Origin of the sequence: Microbacterium sp. CPCC 204701, assembly GCF_004010105.1 — a bacterium.
In the GTDB taxonomy this organism is placed as follows: Bacteria; Actinomycetota; Actinomycetes; order Actinomycetales; family Microbacteriaceae; genus Microbacterium.
Map to the genome: position 1 here is coordinate 1 of NZ_RRYE01000025.1, position 18,455 is coordinate 18,455.

At 69.0% G+C, this 18,455-nt stretch carries 14 protein-coding genes and 1 tRNA gene; 11 read left to right on the forward strand and 4 right to left on the reverse strand.

Features of this window, described 5'->3' with window-relative positions; translation table 11 throughout:
* The 8 genes from trpC to EIO58_RS03800 all read left to right on the forward strand — a co-directional run.
* On the forward strand, window positions 1-749 hold a 749-nt coding region (trpC, locus tag EIO58_RS03765; RefSeq protein WP_127818353.1), incomplete at its 5' end, for an indole-3-glycerol phosphate synthase TrpC.
* Entirely contained in the window at window positions 746-2,002 is a 1,257-nt protein-coding gene (gene trpB / locus EIO58_RS03770) for a tryptophan synthase subunit beta (RefSeq protein ID WP_127818354.1), read from the forward strand. The genes trpC and trpB, both read left to right, overlap by 4 nt.
* On the forward strand, window positions 1,999-2,793 hold the full coding sequence (gene trpA / locus EIO58_RS03775) for a tryptophan synthase subunit alpha (RefSeq protein WP_127818355.1): 795 nt from the start codon (window positions 1,999-2,001) through the stop codon (window positions 2,791-2,793). Before trpB ends, trpA begins: the two co-directional genes overlap by 4 nt.
* A 53-nt stretch (window positions 2,794-2,846) precedes the next feature.
* Complete coding sequence (gene lgt / locus EIO58_RS03780) at window positions 2,847-3,818, forward strand: prolipoprotein diacylglyceryl transferase (RefSeq protein ID WP_127818356.1); 972 nt, start codon at window positions 2,847-2,849, stop codon at window positions 3,816-3,818.
* A 73-nt stretch (window positions 3,819-3,891) separates the two neighbouring features.
* Window positions 3,892-8,499 (forward strand): glutamate synthase large subunit, encoded by a 4,608-nt coding sequence (gene gltB, locus EIO58_RS03785; RefSeq protein WP_446723866.1) that lies wholly within the window; start codon window positions 3,892-3,894, stop codon window positions 8,497-8,499.
* Window positions 8,492-9,958 (forward strand): glutamate synthase subunit beta, encoded by a 1,467-nt coding sequence (locus EIO58_RS03790; RefSeq protein WP_127818357.1) that lies wholly within the window; start codon window positions 8,492-8,494, stop codon window positions 9,956-9,958. The genes gltB and EIO58_RS03790 overlap by 8 nt, the downstream gene beginning before the upstream one ends.
* Before the next feature lie 49 nt (window positions 9,959-10,007).
* Window positions 10,008-11,456, forward strand: coding sequence for a pyruvate kinase (gene pyk, locus EIO58_RS03795; protein ID WP_127818358.1), 1,449 nt, complete (start codon window positions 10,008-10,010; stop codon window positions 11,454-11,456).
* An 80-nt stretch (window positions 11,457-11,536) separates the two neighbouring features.
* Window positions 11,537-11,929 (forward strand): SHOCT domain-containing protein, encoded by a 393-nt coding sequence (locus tag EIO58_RS03800; protein ID WP_127818359.1) that lies wholly within the window; start codon window positions 11,537-11,539, stop codon window positions 11,927-11,929.
* A gap of 57 nt (window positions 11,930-11,986) precedes the next feature.
* Here EIO58_RS03800 and EIO58_RS03805 read toward each other — a convergent pair whose 3' ends face one another.
* Both EIO58_RS03805 and EIO58_RS03810 read right to left on the reverse strand, forming a co-directional pair.
* The gene (locus EIO58_RS03805) at window positions 11,987-12,292 is read right to left on the reverse strand and encodes a hypothetical protein (RefSeq protein ID WP_127818360.1); all 306 of its coding nucleotides are present in this window, start codon (window positions 12,290-12,292) and stop codon (window positions 11,987-11,989) included.
* Window positions 12,293-12,407: 115 nt separating this feature from the next.
* Window positions 12,408-12,493, reverse strand: a tRNA-Leu gene (locus EIO58_RS03810).
* Between the two features lie 43 nt (window positions 12,494-12,536).
* Here EIO58_RS03810 and EIO58_RS03815 point away from each other — a divergent pair.
* On the forward strand, window positions 12,537-13,160 hold the full coding sequence (locus tag EIO58_RS03815; protein WP_446723867.1) for an ANTAR domain-containing response regulator: 624 nt from the start codon (window positions 12,537-12,539) through the stop codon (window positions 13,158-13,160).
* A 62-nt stretch (window positions 13,161-13,222) separates the two neighbouring features.
* On the opposite strand, the gene EIO58_RS03820 is transcribed toward EIO58_RS03815, so the two are convergent.
* Window positions 13,223-13,648, reverse strand: a complete 426-nt coding sequence (locus tag EIO58_RS03820; protein WP_127818362.1) for a hotdog fold thioesterase — start codon at window positions 13,646-13,648, stop codon at window positions 13,223-13,225.
* A gap of 68 nt (window positions 13,649-13,716) precedes the next feature.
* Between EIO58_RS03820 and polA the strand changes: the two genes are divergently transcribed.
* Both polA and EIO58_RS03830 read left to right on the forward strand, forming a co-directional pair.
* Window positions 13,717-16,356 (forward strand): DNA polymerase I, encoded by a 2,640-nt coding sequence (polA, locus tag EIO58_RS03825; protein ID WP_127818363.1) that lies wholly within the window; start codon window positions 13,717-13,719, stop codon window positions 16,354-16,356.
* A 61-nt stretch (window positions 16,357-16,417) separates the two neighbouring features.
* The gene (locus tag EIO58_RS03830; protein WP_127818364.1) at window positions 16,418-18,091 is read left to right on the forward strand and encodes a DUF885 domain-containing protein; all 1,674 of its coding nucleotides are present in this window, start codon (window positions 16,418-16,420) and stop codon (window positions 18,089-18,091) included.
* 87 nt (window positions 18,092-18,178) lie between these two features.
* Here the strand turns inward: EIO58_RS03830 and EIO58_RS03835 are convergent.
* Window positions 18,179-18,455 (reverse strand): phosphoribosyltransferase family protein (locus EIO58_RS03835; RefSeq protein ID WP_274543184.1); only part of this gene is annotated, 277 nt, incomplete at its 5' end.

The following is an 18,455-nucleotide window of genomic DNA, read 5'->3' on the forward strand; positions in this document are numbered from 1 at the left end:
TTGAGGACGCCGAGGCCCGTGCCGCGGCGAGACCCCTGGCAGATGTCGAGGCCGCAGCCGCGGCGCAGCCGCCGGCGCTGGACGTCGTGGCCGCCCTGGCACCCGCCGACCGCGTGAAGATCATCGCCGAGGTCAAGCGCGCGAGCCCCTCGCGCGGCGATCTCGCCGCGATCCCCGACCCGGCGCTGCAGGCCCGCCGCTACGAAGAGGGCGGCGCGGCCGCCATCTCGGTCCTCACCGAGGGCCGGAGGTTCAAGGGCAGCCTCGCCGACCTCGAGGCCGTCAAGGCCGCTGTGCGGCTGCCGGTGCTGCGCAAGGACTTCATCGCGACCGAGTACCAGGTGCTCGAGGCCCGCGCCGCCGGGGCGGATCTGATCCTCCTCATCGTGGCGGCGCTCCCGCAAGGCGTCCTCGCACGCCTGCACACGCTGTCGCTCGAGCTCGGCATGACGCCGCTCGTCGAGACGCATTCCGCCGCCGAGGTCGACCGCGCCGCCGATCTGGGAGCGAGCCTCATCGGGGTCAACGCCCGCGACCTGTCGACGTTCGAGCTCGACCGCGACCTGTTCGGCCGTCTCGCCGGCCGCATCCCGTCCGACGCGCTCAAGATCGCCGAGTCGGCGGTGCTCGAGCCCGCAGACGTCGCCCATTACCGCGCGGCGGGCGCCGACGTCGTGCTCGTCGGCGAGGCGCTCGTCACGAACGATCCGGTGTCCACCCTGCGCGCGTTCCTGGAGGCCGGAGCATGAGTCTGCGAGAAGCGGCGGGTCCGTTCTTCGGGGACTTCGGCGGCCGGTATATGCCCGAGTCGCTCATCGCGGCGATCGACGAGCTGACCGCCGAGTACGAGGCGGCGAAGTCCGACCCGGCGTTCCAGGCGGAATTCGTCCGGCTGCTCCACTCGTACGCGGGGCGTCCGTCGCCGATCACCGAGGTACCGCGGTTCGCCGAGCACGCCGGCGGCGCACGGATCTTCCTCAAGCGCGAAGACCTCAACCACACCGGCTCGCACAAGATCAACAACGTGCTCGGCCAGGCGCTGCTGACCAAGCGCCTCGGCAAGACGCGCGTGATCGCCGAGACCGGTGCCGGCCAGCACGGCGTGGCGACGGCGACCGCCGCCGCGCTGTTCGGCTTCGACTGCACGGTCTACATGGGCGAGGTCGACACCGAGCGCCAGGCGCTCAACGTGGCGCGGATGCGGCTGCTGGGCGCCGAGGTCGTGCCTGTCAAGACGGGTTCGCGCACGCTCAAGGACGCCATCAACGACGCGTACCGCGACTGGGTGGCCAGCGTCGAGACGACCAACTACATCTTCGGCACCGCGGCGGGCCCGCATCCGTTCCCGGCCATGGTGCGCGACTTCCAGAAGGTCATCTCCGAGGAGGCGCGGGCCCAGCTGCTCGAGGACGCGGGCCGGCTGCCGGATGCGGTCATCGCGTGCGTCGGGGGCGGCTCGAACGCGATCGGCATGTTCGACGCGTTCCTCGACGATGACGGCGTCGCCCTCTACGGCGTCGAGGCCGCCGGCGACGGCGTCGACACGTCGCGCCACGCCGCGTCGATCGAGCGCGGCCGGCCCGGCGTCCTCCACGGCGCGAAGACCTTCGTGCTGCAGGACGAGGACGGCCAGACCATCGAGTCGCACTCGATCTCGGCCGGCCTGGACTACCCGGGCGTCGGCCCCGAGCACGCGTGGCTGGCCGAGATCGGCCGCGCCGAGTACATCCCGGCCACCGACGACGAGGCGATGCAGGCTCTCCGGCTGCTCTCCGAGACGGAGGGGATCATCCCGGCGATCGAGTCGGCGCACGCCCTCGCCGGCGCTGTGCGCATCGGCCGCGACCTCGGACCCGACGCAGTCCTCGCCGTCTGCCTCTCAGGCCGTGGAGACAAAGACATGGACACCGCCGCCCGCTACTTCGGGTTGTACGACGACGGCGCGGTCGTCGAATCGCCCGCGACCGACGAGGCCGCCAAGGGAGAGGGAACGAAGCTATGACCTCGCGCGTCGCCGCCGCCATCGACGCGGCGCACGCCGAGGGCCGCGGCGCGTTCGTCGGCTACCTGCCGCTCGGGTTCCCCGATCTGCAGACCAGCATCGAGGCCGCCGTCGCCCTCGCCGAGAGCGGCGCCGACATCCTCGAGCTGGGTCCGCCGTACTCCGACCCGGTGATGGACGGCACCGTCATCCAGGAGGCCACGCAGGCCGCCCTCGCCGGCGGGTTCCGCATGCGCGACACGTTCACGGCGGTCCGCGAGATCGCGCGACGCGTCGAGGTCCCCGTGCTCGTCATGACCTACTGGAACCCTGTGCTGCAGTACGGCGTCGACCGGTACGCCGACGACCTGCTCGCGGCGGGTGGCGCGGGCCTCATCACGCCCGACATCACCCCGGAGGCGGCGTCCGAATGGATCGCCGCCAGCGAGCGAACCGGTCTCGACAGGGTGTTCCTGGCGGCGCCGACCTCGACCGACGAGCGCCTGGACCTGATCGTGCAGAGCTCTACCGGCTTCGTGTACACCGTCTCGACCATGGGCATAACGGGGGAGCGGGCGCAGCTGGATGCCGCGGCCCGCGGCCTCGTCGCGCGTCTGCGGGCGCGGGGCGCCGAGCACGCGTGCGTCGGGATCGGCATCTCGACCGCCGAGCAGGTCGGCGGAGTACTCGACTACGCCGACGGCGCGATCGTCGGCACGGCGCTCGTACGGGCGCTCCGCGACGGCGGGCTCGAAGGTCTCGCCGACACGGCCAAGGCCCTCGCAGCGGGTACCGCGCGGGTCGCGAACTAGACTTCACAGGTCGGCCCCACCGGCCTCCCAACAGCCAAGGACACGGTTCTCCCATGATCACCGCCGCCGCGAGCGTCGTCGCCAGCATTCCGAGCCCGTCGATCAGCTACTTCGACATCGGCCCCCTGCGCATACACTTCTACGCGCTGTGCATCATCACGGGCATCATCGTCGCCGTGCTCTGGACGAACCGTCGCCTCACCAAGCGCGGCGCCGAGCCGTGGGTCGTGATCGACATCGCGCTGCTCGCGGTGCCCCTCGCGATCGTCTGCGCGCGGATCTATCACGTGCTCACCCACTGGGACTTCTACTTCGGCGAGGGCGCGAACCCGCTCTCGGCGCTGTACATCTGGGAGGGCGGCATCGCGATCTACGGCGCCCTCATCGGCGGCGCGGTCGGTGCGTGGCTCGGCTGCCGGTGGACCGGCATCCGCTTCTGGACCTTCGCCGACGCGCTGGCACCGGGGCTCCTGCTCGCGCAGGCGATCGGCCGCTTCGGCAACTGGTTCAATCAAGAGCTCTACGGCCTGCCGACCGACGTGCCGTGGGGACTCGAGATCGATTACCCGAATCCGGCATGGCCGATCGGCCTCCCGGAGGGCACCCTCTTCCACCCGACGTTCCTGTACGAGATGATCTGGAACGTCCTGGGCGTGGTCGTGCTCGTATGGGCGGGCCGACAGTTCCGCCTCCAGTGGGGCCGCCTGTTCGGGCTGTACCTGGTCTGGTACAGCGCGGGCCGCATCGTGTGGGAGTCCATCCGCATCGACCCGAGCGAGATCATCCTCGGCATCCGCACCAACGTGTGGGCCGCGATCCTGGGCGTCGCGATCGGCCTCGTGATCTTCTTCGTGCAGCGGCGCCGCCACCCCGGCTTCGAGCCGTCGCCGTACGTCCCTGGTCGCGAGTGGACCGCGGAAGGGGCTGTACAATCGCAGAACACCGACGACTTCGTCGACGTCAGCGAACCCCCGACGTCCGAGGTCGCCGGGGCCAGCGCCACAAGCACTCCCGCCACGAACTAGCGCTCTTCCCCCCGGAGAGCGGCATCAGGGCCGACGTCGTCCCAACCTGAGCATCAATGTGAGGACGGTAGGTATGGCTTCGAGCCCCCGTCACGGCGCCTCTATGCAGGCCGGCAGCCCCGCAGCGTCGGGTCTTGCAGGATTCCCTGCCAAGCAGGGCATGTACAACCCCGCGTTCGAGAAGGACGCGTGCGGCCTGGCGATGGTCGCGACCCTGCGCGGCGAGGCAGGTCACGACATCATCGACCTCGCGCTCACGGCGCTGCGCAATCTCGAGCACCGCGGCGCCATCGGCTCCGACGCGGGCACCGGCGACGGGGCCGGCATTCTGACGCAAATGCCCGACGCGTTCCTGCGCGCCGTCGTCGCCTTCGAGCTGCCTCCGGTGGGGGAGTACGCCGCCGGAATGGTGTTCCTGCCCCGCGACGACGAGGCGCGTGCTGCGCAGAAGGCGGGCATCGAGCGGATCGCGGCATCCGAGAACCTCACCGTGCTCGGCTGGCGAGAGGTGCCCACCGCCGGCGACCACCTCGGCAAGCTCGCCTTCGAGGCTCGTCCGGCGTTCGAGCAGCTGTTCGTGTCGCGTCCTGCGGTGGGCGACGAGTCTGCTCTCGCGGGCATCGCCCTCGACCGCCGCACGTTCCGGCTGCGCAAGCGCGCGCGCACCGAGCTCGACGCGTACTTCGTGTCGCTGTCGGCGCGCACACTCGGCTACAAGGGCATGGTGACGACGCTCCAGCTCGAGCCCTTCTATCCCGACCTGCAGGACGAGCGCTTCGCATCGGAGCTCGCGGTGGTGCACTCGCGCTACTCGACCAACACGTTCCCGTCGTGGCCGCTGGCCCAGCCGCTGCGCATGCTCGCGCACAACGGCGAGATCAACACCGTCAACGGCAACCGCAACTGGATGCGCGCGCGGCAGTCGCAGCTCGAGTCGGACCTCCTCGGCGACATCGAGCCGCTGCTGCCCATCTGCACGCCTGGCGCGAGCGACTCGGCGTCGTTCGACGAGGTGCTCGAGCTGCTCACGCTCACCGGTCGCAGCCTTCCGCACGCGATCATGATGATGGTGCCGGAGGCCTACGAGAAGCAGGCCGACATCGACCCGAAGCTGCGGGCGTTCTACGAGTTCCACTCGATGCAGATGGAGCCGTGGGACGGCCCGGCCGCCTTGATCTTCACCGACGGCACATTGGTGGGCGCCACCCTCGACCGCAACGGTCTGCGCCCGGGCCGCTGGACCGAGACGACCGACGGTCTCATCGTCATCGGCAGCGAGACCGGCGTGCTGGACTTCGAGCCCGAGCGCATCAAGCGCCGCGGGCGGTTGCGTCCCGGCCGCATGTTCCTCGTCGACACCGCGCAGCGGCGGATCATCGAGGACGACGAGATCAAAACCCAGCTGGCCGACCTCGAGCCGTGGCAGGAGTGGCTCGACGCCGGCCGCGTGCGGCTGGCTGAGCTGCCCGAGCGAGAGCACATTGTGCACCCGATCGCCTCCATCACGCGTCGCCAGCGCACCTTCGGCTACACCGAGGAAGAAGTGCGCATCCTCTTGACCCCGATGGGCCAGACCGGCGCCGAGCCCCTCGGCGCGATGGGGTCCGACACGCCGGTCGCGGTGCTCAGCGAGCGTCCGCGCCTGCTGTTCGACTACTTCACACAGCAGTTCGCACAGGTCACCAATCCGCCGCTGGACTCGATCCGCGAAGAGGTCGTCACGTCGCTGGGGCTGGGCCTGGGTCCCGAGCGCAACCTGCTCGAGTGGGGAGCGGAGCACACGCGCGTCGTGACGCTCGACTTCCCGGTGATCGACAACGACGAGCTGGCCAAGATCCAGCACATCGACACGGCTCTACCCGGCCGCACATCGGTCACGATCCGCGGCCTGTACCGCGTCGAGGCGGGCCACAAGGGCATGAAGAAGCGCCTCGAGCAGATGTGCCAGGAGGTCGACCAGGCGATCGAGGACGGCGCGGAGTTCATCGTGCTGTCGGACCGCGACTCCAACAAGGACCTCGCGCCCATCCCGTCGCTCCTGATGCTCGCGGCCGTCCACCACCACCTGATCCGCAAGCAGACGCGCATGAAGTGCGGTCTGGTCGTGGAGGCCGGCGACGTGCGCGAAGTGCACCACGTGGCGACGCTCATCGGGTACGGGGCATCCGCCGTCAACCCGTACCTGGCGATGGAGACCGTCGAATATCTCGTGCGCGCCGGCTTCATCACCGGCATCACCCCCGAGAAGGCTGTCAAGAACCTCATCTACGCGCTCGGCAAAGGCGTGCTGAAGATCATGTCGAAGATGGGCATCTCGACCGTGTCGTCGTACGCCGGCGCCCAGGTGTTCGAAGCGGTCGGTCTTTCGCAGGACCTCGTAGACACGTACTTCACCGGCACGGAGTCGAAGCTCGGCGGCGTCGGACTCGACGTCATCGCCGCCGAGAACGCTGCGCGCCACGCGTACGCGTACCCGGAGGATGCCGCGGTCCGCGCCCACGAGCGGCTGTGGACGGGCGGCGAGTACCAGTGGCGGCGCGACGGGTCGCCGCACCTGTTCAACCCCGACACGGTGTTCCGCCTGCAGCACTCGACGCGCACGCGCAGGTACGACATCTTCCGCGAGTACACCAAGCTCGTCGACGACCAGGCGCAGCAGCTCAAGACCCTCCGCGGAATGTTCGCGCTCAAGACCGAGAGTCGCACTCCGGTGCCGATCGACGAGGTCGAGCCGGTGTCGTCGATCGTCAAGCGGTTCTCGACCGGGGCGATGAGCTATGGCTCGATCTCCAAGGAGGCCCACGAGACACTCGCGATCGCGATGAACCGCCTCGGCGGCAAGTCGAACACGGGCGAGGGCGGCGAGGACGTCGACCGCCTGCTCGACCCGGAGCGTCGCAGCTCGATCAAGCAGGTCGCGTCGGGTCGGTTCGGAGTGACGAGCCTTTACCTCACCGAGGCCGACGACATCCAGATCAAGCTCGCGCAGGGGGCCAAGCCCGGGGAGGGTGGCCAGCTGCCGCCCACCAAGGTGTACCCGTGGGTGGCGCGCACGCGCCACGCGACGGCGGGCGTCGGCCTTATCTCGCCGCCGCCCCACCACGACATCTACTCGATCGAAGACCTCAAGCAGCTCATCTTCGACCTCAAGCGCGCCAATCCCGGAGCCCGCGTGCACGTCAAGCTGGTGAGCCAGTCGGGCATCGGCGCGGTCGCCGCGGGGACGGCGAAGGCTCTGGCCGACGTCATCCTCGTCTCCGGACACGACGGCGGCACCGGTGCGAGCCCGCTGAACTCGCTCAAGCACGCCGGAACGCCGTGGGAGCTGGGCCTGGCCGAAACGCAGCAGACGCTCATGCTGAACGGCATGCGAGACCGCGTCGTCGTGCAGGTCGACGGACAGCTCAAGACCGGCCGCGACGTCATCATCGGCGCGCTCCTGGGCGCCGAGGAATTCGGCTTCGCGACCGCGCCGCTCGTGGTGTCGGGCTGCGTCATGATGCGGGTCTGCCACCTCGACACGTGCCCGGTCGGCGTCGCCACGCAGAACCCGGTGCTGCGCGAGCGCTTCACGGGCAAGCCCGAGTTCGTCGTCAACTTCATGGAGTTCATCGCCGAGGAGGTGCGCGAGTACCTCGCCGAGCTCGGATTCCGCACCCTCGACGAGGCGATCGGCCGCAGCGACCTGCTCGATGTCGACGGTGCCGTCCGGCACTGGAAGGCGAGCGGGCTCGATCTCGCTCCGGTGCTTGAGGGCCCGGTCTTCTCCGACGACGAGCCGCGCCGCAACACGACGGCGCAGCTGCACGAGCTCGAGGAGCACTTCGACGTCGCCCTCCTCGAACGCGCCGAAGACGTGATCGCACACGGCGGTCACCTCAGGATCGACCTGCCCATCCGCAACACCGAGCGCGCGGTCGGCACGCTCCTCGGGCACCACGTGACGAAGGCGCGCGGTGAGAACGGGCTGCCGTCGGGAAGCATCGAGGTCAACCTCACCGGCTCCGCGGGGCAGTCGTTCGGCGCGTTCATGCCCGCTGGCATCACGCTGCGGCTCGAGGGCGACTCGAACGACTACGTCGGCAAGGGCCTCTCGGGCGGGCAGATCGTGATCCGCCCGCCGCGGAAGGCCGCCTTCGACGCCGCGCAGAACGTCATCGCCGGCAACGTGATCGGCTACGGCGCGACGCAGGGCACGATGTTCCTCCGCGGCATCGTGGGGGAGCGGTTCTTCGTGCGCAACTCCGGCGCCACCGCCGTCGTCGAGGGTGTCGGCGACCACGCCCTCGAATACATGACCGGCGGCCTCGCGGTGATCCTCGGCCCGACCGGCCGCAACCTCGGCGCGGGGATGTCGGGTGGCACCGCCTACGTGTACAGGCTCGATCCCACGCTCGTCAACAGGGAGGCGCTGGCCTCGGGCGAGCTCGAGCTCGACGAGCTCGGCTCGGGCGATGCCGAGATCCTGAAGGACCTGCTCGAGCAGCACGTCGCCGAGACCGGCTCCGCGCTCGCGCAAGCGCTCCTCGACGACTTCGAGGCGGAGTCCGAGAACTTCGTCCGGGTGCTGCCGCGCGACTACGCGGCGGTGCTGCAGACTCGCCAAGCGGCGGTGGCAGAGGGGCTCGATCCCGACGGCACGGTCGTGTGGAACCGCATCCTGGAGGTGACGGGTGGCTGACCCCAAGGGCTTTCTGAAGGTCACCGAGCGTGAGCTGCCGCCGCGGCGGCCCGTGCCGGTGCGCATCATGGACTGGAAAGAGGTCTATGAGCCCGGCGACTCGGCCGTGCTGCGCCGCCAGGCCGGGCGCTGCATGGACTGCGGCGTCCCGTTCTGCCACCAGGGCTGCCCACTGGGCAACCTCATCCCCGAGTGGAACGACCTGACGTGGCGCGGCGAAGGACGCGCGGCCATCGAGCGTCTGCACGCGACCAACAACTTCCCGGAGTTCACCGGCCGGCTGTGCCCGGCTCCGTGCGAGAGCGCGTGCGTGCTAGGCATCAATCAGCCGGCGGTCACGATCAAGCAGGTCGAGGTCTCGATCATCGACGAGGCGTTCGCGCACGGCTGGGTCGAGCCCGAGCCGCCGGGACGCCTGACGGGCAAGACCGTCGCCGTCGTGGGCTCGGGCCCGGCGGGTCTCGCCGCCGCGCAGCAGCTCACACGCGCCGGGCACACCGTCGCCGTGTTCGAGCGCGACGACCGCATCGGCGGACTGCTGCGCTACGGCATCCCCGATTTCAAGATGGAGAAGCGCCATCTCGAGTCGCGTCTTCGCCAGATGCAGGACGAGGGCACGCGGTTCCGCGCCGGCGTCGAGATCGGCAAGGACATCTCGTGGAGCGACCTTCGGGCGCGCTACGACGCGGTCGTCATCGCGACGGGCTCCACCGTGCCACGGGATCTGGCCATCCCCGGGCGCGACCTCGCGGGCGTCCACTTCGCGATGGAGTACCTGATCGAGTCGAACAAGGCGGTCGCCGGCGACGCCGTGCCGAACCAGATCACCGCCGAGGGCAAGCACGTCGTCGTGATCGGCGGCGGCGACACCGGCGCCGACTGCATCGGCACCGCGCACCGCCACGGCGCCCTCAGCGTCACCAACCTCGCGATCGGCCGGCGTCCTCCGGGTGAGCGGCCCGAGCACCAGCCGTGGCCGATGTCGCCGACGATCTTCGAGGTGCAGTCGGCGCACGAGGAAGGCGGCGAGCGGTCGTATCTCGCCTCGACGGTGGAGTTCCTCGCTAACGGCGCCGGCGAGGTGCGCGCCATCCGCGTCGCCGAGACCGAGTTCGTCGACGGCCGCCGGGTGCCCAAGAGCGGCACCGAGCGCGAGATCCCCGCGGACCTCGTGCTGATCGCGATGGGCTTCACGGGCCCCGAGCAGGCGTTCATCGAGGAGCAGCTCGGTGCGCAGTTCACCGAGCGAGGCAACGTACGCCGCGAGGACGACTACCAGACCACTGCGCCGGGCGTCTTCGTGGCCGGCGACGCCGGTCGCGGGCAGTCGCTCATCGTCTGGGCGATCGCTGAGGGTCGCGCTGCGGCCGCGGGCGTCGATCGCTTCCTCATGGGCGAGACGCAGCTGCCCGACCCGGTCCGCCCCACCGATGTCGCCATCGGCCTGCAGCCCGCGTAGGCTGGCCGAGGCATTCGCCACCTTCCCACCCACCCGGAGAAAACCACGGATGAGACGCGCCAAGATCGTCGCCACCCTGGGTCCGGCCACATCGACGTATGAGATGGTCCGTGCGATCATCGACGCCGGTGTGGACGTCGCCCGCTTCAACCTGAGTCACGGGGACTACTCGGTCCACGACAACAACTTCGCCAACGTCCGCAAGGCCGCCGACGACGCCGGACGCGCCGTCGCCGTCCTCGTCGACCTGCAGGGTCCGAAGATCCGCCTCGGCAAGTTCGAGAACGGCCCGCACGAGCTCGCCGTCGGCGACATCTTCAAGATCACCACCGAAGACATCCTCGGCACGAAAGAGATCGTCGGCACGACCTTCAAGGGGCTGCCGAACGACGTCAAGCCGGGCGACTTCCTCCTCATCGACGACGGCAAGGTGCGCGTCGAGGTGCTCGAGACCGATGGCACGGTCGTCACGACCGAGGTCATCGTCGGCGGGCCGGTGTCGAACAACAAGGGCATCAACCTGCCCGGCGTCGCGGTGAACGTCCCCGCTCTGTCCGACAAGGACGAGGCCGACCTGCGCTGGGGGCTGCGCGCGGGCGCCGACCTCATCGCACTGTCGTTCGTGCGCGACGCCAAGGACGTGCAGCGCGTGCACGTCATCATGGCGGAGGAGGGCGTCCACGTCCCGGTCATCGCGAAGATCGAGAAGCCGCAGGCGGTCGACAATCTCGAAGAGATCATCGACGCTTTCGACGGCATCATGGTCGCCCGCGGCGACCTCGGCGTCGAGCTTCCCCTCGAGGCGGTGCCGATCGTGCAGAAGCGCGCCGTCGAGCTGTGCCGTCGCATGGCGAAGCCCGTCATCGTCGCGACGCAGATGCTCGAGTCGATGATCGAGAACCCGGTGCCCACGCGCGCCGAGACGAGCGACGTCGCCAACGCCGTGCTCGACGGCGCGGACGCGGTCATGCTCTCGGGCGAGACGAGCGTCGGCAAGTACCCGGTGACGGTCGTCGAGACGATGGCCCGCATCATCGGCTCGACCGAGGAGCACGGCCTCGAGCGGATCCTCCCGCTCACCACCACGCCGCGCACGCAGGGTGGCGCGATCACCCTCGCCGCCATGGAGGTCGCCGAGTTCGTCGAGGCGAAGTACGTCTGCATCTTCACCGAGTCCGGCGACACGGCTCGCCGCATGTCGCGCCTGCGCCCCCGCATCCCGATGATCGGCTTCACTCCCGATCCGGCCATCCGCCGTCGCATGACGGTGACGTGGGGTGTGCAATCGACGCTCGTCGAGCACGTGGCGCACACCGACCTCATGTTCATCCAGGTCGACGACTACCTGCTCTCGAACGACCTCGCCGCGGTGGGCGACAAGGTCGTCGTGATCTCGGGCTCGCCTCCGGGCATCATCGGCTCGACGAACGACATCCGGATCCACAAGGTCGGCGACGCCGTGCACGGCAAGGCCCCGATCTACAAGACGCGCGACTGAGCCGCATCGGACATGTCAGACGGCGGCTGGCCCCACTAAGGTGGTGCCAGCCGCCGTCCCTCGTATGAAAGGTGACAACGATGTCGTTCTTCGGAGAGTTCTTCTGGTTCCTGCTGTGGAGCTTCTACTTCATCGCGTACCTGTACGTGGTGATCATGATCATCACCGACATATTCCGCGACCACCAGCTCAACGGCTGGCTCAAGGCGCTGTGGATCATCGCGTTGGTCTTCGTGCCGTTCCTCACGGCGCTGGTCTACATCATCGCCCGCGGCAAGGGCATGGCCGAGCGCGCCATGGCAACGCGCCGCGGTGTGGTGCCCGAGTCCGACGATTACCGTCCGGCCGCATCGTCCAGCGCCGCTGACGACATCGCGCAGGCCAAGGCCCTGCTCGACGACGGCACGATCACCCAGGGCGAGTACGAGGCCCTCAAGAGCAAGGCACTCGGCAACCAGTACTTCGGCGCCTGACGTCGAAAGAGACGGCCGGATGCCTCTGTTCGAGGCACCCCCGCCGTCCCTTTGTCGTCACGCCGGAATCGGATCCGCCCGCCGCATCGGCGGGAAGTGCGGTATCGGGACGGGCCGCCGTGGTGACGGCGACGAGGGCACGCTCACCCGGATCACGTCGTCGAGCACCTCCACCGGCGACATGTAGTGCTCCGGCAGGCCGAGGTCGCGCAGCCACACGACGTCGCTCTCGAGGTCGTCGATCTCGTACACGCACGCCACCGTGCGGTCCGGATGATCGGCTGGCAGCGACAGGTCGAGAATGACCCAGTCGGACGAGCTGATCTTGCGCAGTTCGAACCGGGCCGTCGATTGAGTAGACACGTTTCGCCTCCACACAGTCCGCGGTGGGAGCCGACGCTCCCACCGGAATGTCGTGGCAGCAGTATACGTCGCCTTTAGCACTCTCGGTAGGGGAGTGCCAGAAGACCGACGACTATGGTACCGGTGGTGGGAGTCGAACCCACACGCCCTTTCGGGCAACCGAGTTTGAGTCGGTCGCGTCTGCCATTCCGCCACACCGGCCTGCGCTCGCGCGCGTCCGCGAACGACCATACCGTAGGATTCAATGGTGACTGAGCAGGAGCAGAACGCCGCATCGACGGCACCCACCCCCCGTCGCGTCGTGGTCGCCGAAGACGAGTCGCTCATCCGGCTCGACATCGTCGAGATCCTGCGCGACAACGGATTCGACGTCGTGGGCGAGGCCGGAGACGGCGAGACGGCCGTCCAGCTGGCGACGGAGCTGCGCCCCGACCTCGTCATCATGGACGTCAAGATGCCGCAGCTCGACGGCATCTCGGCCGCTGAGAAGCTCAGCAAGAACCACATCGCGCCGGTGGTACTGCTCACTGCATTCAGTCAGAAGGAGCTCGTGGAGCGCGCGAGCGAGGCCGGCGCCCTCGCGTACGTCGTGAAGCCGTTCACCCCGAACGATCTGCTGCCGGCGATCGAGATCGCGCTGGCGCGCTACGAGCAGATCATCACGCTCGAGGCCGAGGTCGCCGACATGGTCGAGCGCTTCGAGACGCGCAAGCTCGTCGACCGCGCGAAGGGCCTCCTCAACGAGAAGATGGGCCTGTCCGAACCCGAGGCGTTCCGCTGGATCCAGAAGGCCTCGATGGACCGCCGCCTGACGATGCAGGATGTCGCGAAGGCCATCATCGAGCAGCTCGCACCCAAGAAGGGCTGAGTCCTCACGACTTCGTCAGGAGCGGATGCCGCGCGTCGCGGCATCCGCTTCGTCGTTCTCGATCAGCTCACGGGCATTATGTGGTTCGTGATGCGCACGGTCGAGCAGCGCCGGCCATGATCGTCCGAGACGACGATCTCGTGCACCATGAGGGTGCGGCCGAGGTGCAGGGGAATGCACACTCCGGTCACGTGTCCGGACGTCGCCGAGCGGGTGTGGGTGGCGTTGATGTCGACGCCGACGGCGAGGCGCCCGTGACCGGCGTGGAAGTTCGCGTGCATCGACCCGAGCGATTCGCCCAGCACGACGTAGGCGCCGCCGTGAAACAGGCCGACGGGCTGCGTGTTGCCCTCGACGGGCATGCGCGCAACGGCTCGAGCGGGCGTGAACTCGAGCCATTCGAAGCCCATCTTCTCGGCCAGTGCTCCGATGCCGCGGGCCCGGGCCCACGGGAGCTCGTCCTGCTGTGCGACGGAGGGTTCGGGCATGGCTCACCTTCGCTCGGGGCGGGAACGCGGCGGGAATCACTGTCGTCCGCCCTGGCTAGGCTTGCAGGGTGACGGACTCCGCAAAGCCTACCCTTCTCGTCGTGGACGGCCATTCGCTGGCATACCGGGCGTTCTACGCGCTCCCGGTCGACAACTTCTCGACCAAGGACGGGCAGCACACGAACGGCATCTACGGATTCCTCGCGATGCTGATCAACCTGATCAAGGCCGAGCGACCGACCCATATGGCAGTCGCGTTCGACACGTCGCGCCAGTCCTTCCGCACGCGCGAGTACGCCGAGTACAAGGCGAATCGCTCCGAGACGCCGTCCGAGTTCAAGGGGCAGATCCCGCTGCTGCAGGACTGCCTCGCTGCGATGAGCATCCAGGTGCTCCAGCAGGAAGACATCGAAGCCGACGACATCCTCGCGACCCTTGCGACGCAGGGCGTTGCCGAGGGCTTCAACGTGCTCGTGTGCTCGGGCGACCGCGACACCATTCAACTCGTGAACGATGACGTCACCCTGCTCTATCCGAACGTGCAGGGTGTCTCGCAGCTCAAGCGCTACGACCGCCAGGCAGTGATCGATCGCTACGGCGTGCCGCCCGAGCAGTATCCCGACATCGCGGCGCTCGTCGGCGAGACGAGCGACAACCTGCCGGGCGTGCCGAAAGTGGGGGAGAAGACCGCGGTCAAGTGGCTCACGCACTTCGGGTCGCTCGACGCGCTCCTCGACGGCGCCGACACGATCAAGGGCGTCGTGGGCAACAACCTCCGCGAGCACGTCGACGACGTGCGGCGCAACCGCGTGCTCAACAGGCTGCTGACCGACATCGACCTGCCGTTGACGCCGCACGACCTCGAAGTGCAGCCGATGGACGCGCAGGCCGTGCGCGACATCTTCTCCCGCCTCGAGTTCAAGACGCTCATCCCGCGCGTCGCCGAGCTCGCCGGCATCGAGCAGCAGATGGCGGCGGTCACGTCGGCCGCGGCGGTGCCGATGCCCGCATCCGCCGAGCTCGAGCCCGGCGCCCTGCGCGAGTGGCTCGATGCGAGGCAGGGCGACGTCGGCGTCACGGTCGAGGTCGCGGGCGGGCTGCCGCAGCGCATCGGCTTCGCGACGACGGATGCCGCAGCCGAGGCGTCCTGGACTCCCGAGGTCGCCGCGGCGCTGAGTGGCTGGCTCGCGTCCAGCGCTCCTAAGGTGTTCAGCGACGCCAAGCCGCAGGTCAAGGCGCTGCGGCGTGTGGGGCTCACCGTGCGCGGACTCGCGTTCGACGTCATCGTCGCCGGGTGGCTGCTGCGGCCGAGCTTCCCCGACAAGACCCTCGCGCACCTCGTGGACCGGTACCTCGACGAGAAGCTGCCGGAGTCCGACCCCACACAGCTCGTGCCCGAGACCGAGGGCGCGACGCCGGGGCAGCTGTCGTGGTTCACGATGCGGGTCGCCGAGTCCGTGCGCGCAGAGCTGCCCGCAAGCGTGCAGGCGGTCCTGACCGACATCGAGCTGCCCACGCTCGTCACCCTCGCCGACATGGAGCTCGCGGGGGTCGCAGTGTCGCACGACACTCTGGCCGGATTCTCGGGCGAGCTCGGCGCACGCGCCGACGCACTCGCCGAGGCCGCATACGCCGCGATCGGGCGGGAGGTGAACCTCGGGTCCCCGAAGCAGCTGCAGGAGGTGCTGTTCGACGAGCTGCAACTGCCCAAGACGCGCAAGACGAAAACCGGGTACTCGACGGATGCCGCCGTCCTCGCGGATCTGCAGGAGACCAACCCGCATCCGTTCCTGGATCTGCTGCTGCAGCACCGGGAGGCCACCAAGCTGCGTCAGATCATCGAGTCGCTCGATACCGCCATCGGCGAGGACGGGCGCATCCGCACCACCTACGTGCAGACGGGCAGCCAGACTGGGCGTCTCTCGAGCACCGACCCCAACCTGCAGAACATCCCGATCCGGACGGAGGAGAGCCGCCGCATCCGTTCCGCGTTCGTCGTCGGCGACGGGTACGAGACGCTGCTGACGGCCGACTACTCGCAGATCGAGATGCGGATCATGGCGCACCTGTCGGAGGATCCGGGTCTCATCGAGGCCTTCAACTCCGGGGAGGACCTCCACCGCTTCGTAGGCGCACGCGTGTTCGCCGTCGACCCCGCCGATGTGACGCCCGCCATGCGCACGAAGGTCAAGGCGATGTCGTACGGACTCGTGTACGGCCTCTCAGCCTTCGGCCTCTCGAAGCAGCTGCGCATCGAGCAGGCTGAGGCGAAGCAGCTCATGATGGAGTACTTCGCCCGGTTCGGCGCTGTGCGGGACTATCTGCGCTCATCCGTCGAGCAGGCGAGGATCGACGGGTACACCGAGACGATCTTCGGACGCCGACGCCCCTTCCCCGACCTCGCGAGCCCGAACCGGGTGCTGCGCGAGAACGCAGAGCGCGCCGCCCTCAACGCGCCGATCCAGGGCAGTGCGGCCGACATCATGAAGATCGCGCTGTTCCACATCCACGACGACTTCGCCGCTCGAGGGCTGCGTTCCCGTGTGCTGCTGCAGATCCACGACGAACTCGTGGTCGAAGTGGCCCCGGGGGAGTGGGACGACGCCGAGCGCATCGTGCACGCTCGCATGGGCGATGCGGCGCAGCTGTCGGTGCCACTCGACGTGCAGATCGGCCGAGGGGCCGACTGGAACGCCGCCGGGCACTGACCCGTGGCGGCACCCGGGCGCGTGTTTGTCGGCACCGCGTCTCATCCCTAGGCTCGAACCCATGACTGACGAAACCCGCACGCCCACGCAGATCGACAAGATCGCCGATGCATGGGTGGACACGCTCGCCGAGCTCGATCCGACGCTCGCGACCTACATCGGCCGCACCGAGTACAACGACCGGTTCGGTGACTACAGTCCGGCCGGCCAGGAGCACGTGATCGCCGAAGGACGCAATGCCCTCGCCGCCCTCGCCGCCGCCACGCCCGCCGACGAGATCGACACCGTGACAAAGGACGACCTCGCTCGCGAGATCGAGCTCGGTATCGAGCTCCACGATGCGAAGTGGCATCTGCGCGACCTCAACGTGATCGCGTCGCACGCCCAGAACATCCGGTCCGCGTTCGACCTGATGCCGACCGACACCGCCGACGACTGGTCCGTCGTCGCGACGCGCCTCAAGGCCGTCCCGGGCGCGATCGACGGCTATGTCGAGTCGCTGCGCGAGGGCATCGCGCAGGGGATCGTCCCCGCCCGTCGCCAGGTCGTCGAGGTCGTCACTCAGATCGCGCGCTACACCGAGGATGGCGGCTTCTTCGCGGCGTTCGCCGCCGAAGCGGCGCCGGGCGAGGGTCAGCTTCCGGCGTCCCTCGCGCGCGACCTCTCTGACAACGCCAACGCCGCGCGTGTGGCCTACGACCAGCTCTCCGAGTTCCTCTCGAACGAGCTCGCTCCTGCCGCGGCCGAGAAGGACGCCGTGGGCCGTGAACTGTACGCACTGCACTCTCGTCGCTTCCTGGGCGCCACGGTCGACCTCGACGAGACCTACGAGTGGGGCCTCGAGGAGCTCGCCCGCATGGTCGCCGAGCAGGAGGCCATCGCGCACGAGATCAAGGCGGGCGCGTCCGTCGAGGACGCGGTGGCGTTCCTCGAGCAGGATCCGAGCCGCAAGCTCTACGGCACCGATGCCCTGCAGAAGTGGATGCAGGAGACCAGCGACCGCGCGGTCGAGGAGCTCGGTCGCTCGCACTTCGACATCCCCGAGCCGATCCGGCGCCTCGAGTGCATGATCGCGCCGACGCAGGAAGGCGGGATCTACTACACCGGTCCCACTGACGACTTCTCGCGTCCCGGCCGCATGTGGTGGTCGGTCCCGGCGGGCGTCGAGGAGTTCGACACGTGGCGTGAGCTCACCACGGTGTACCACGAGGGCGTTCCCGGCCACCACCTGCAGATCGCGCAGGCCGTGTACAACCGCGCACAGCTGAACTCGTACCGCCGCCTTCTCGGCGGCACGTCCGGTCACGCCGAGGGCTGGGCGCTGTACGCCGAGCGGCTCATGGAGCAGCTGGGCTACCTCTCCGACCCCGCCGATCGGCTGGGCATGCTCGACGGCCAGCGCATGCGCGCCGCGCGCGTCGTGCTCGACATCGGCGTGCACCTCGAGAAGCCGCGCCCCGACGGGAACGGCACGTGGGACGCGGCCTTCGCGCTCGAGTTCATGCGCCACAACGTCAACATGTCGGACGAGTTCGTGACGTTCGAGGTCAACCGCTACCTCGGCTGGCCGGGGCAGGCACCGTCGTACAAGGTGGGCCAGCGCATCTGGGAGCAGCTGCGCGACGAGGTCGCAGAGCGCGAGGGCGAGGCCTTCGACATCAAGCGCTTCCACAAGCGCGCGCTCGACATCGGCGGCGTCGGGCTCGACACGCTGCGGGCGGCGCTGTCGCGCTGACGCTCACGGCGCTTCGACTCGCTTCGCTCGCTCAACGACCGGGGGCCCGGTCGTTGAGCGACCGAAGACCGAGCGAGACGAACGCGCTCAGCGCCCGCTGAGCAGTCGGACCACCTCTTCGTCGGCGGTCTGCGCGAAGTGGTCGTAGTACTGACCGACAGCCCAGAAGTCGCGCTCACGGTGCGGGCAGACGAACTCGTCGACCGCGTCGCCCGGAGGGCTCCACCGCGTCGGCGCGACCGGCACGGCCAGGACGATCCGCGAGGGCCCGCGCGAGCGCAGCGCACGACACGCGGCGACCGCGCTCGATCCCGTCGCGACGCCGTCATCCACGACGATCGCCGTACGACCTTCGAGATCGGTC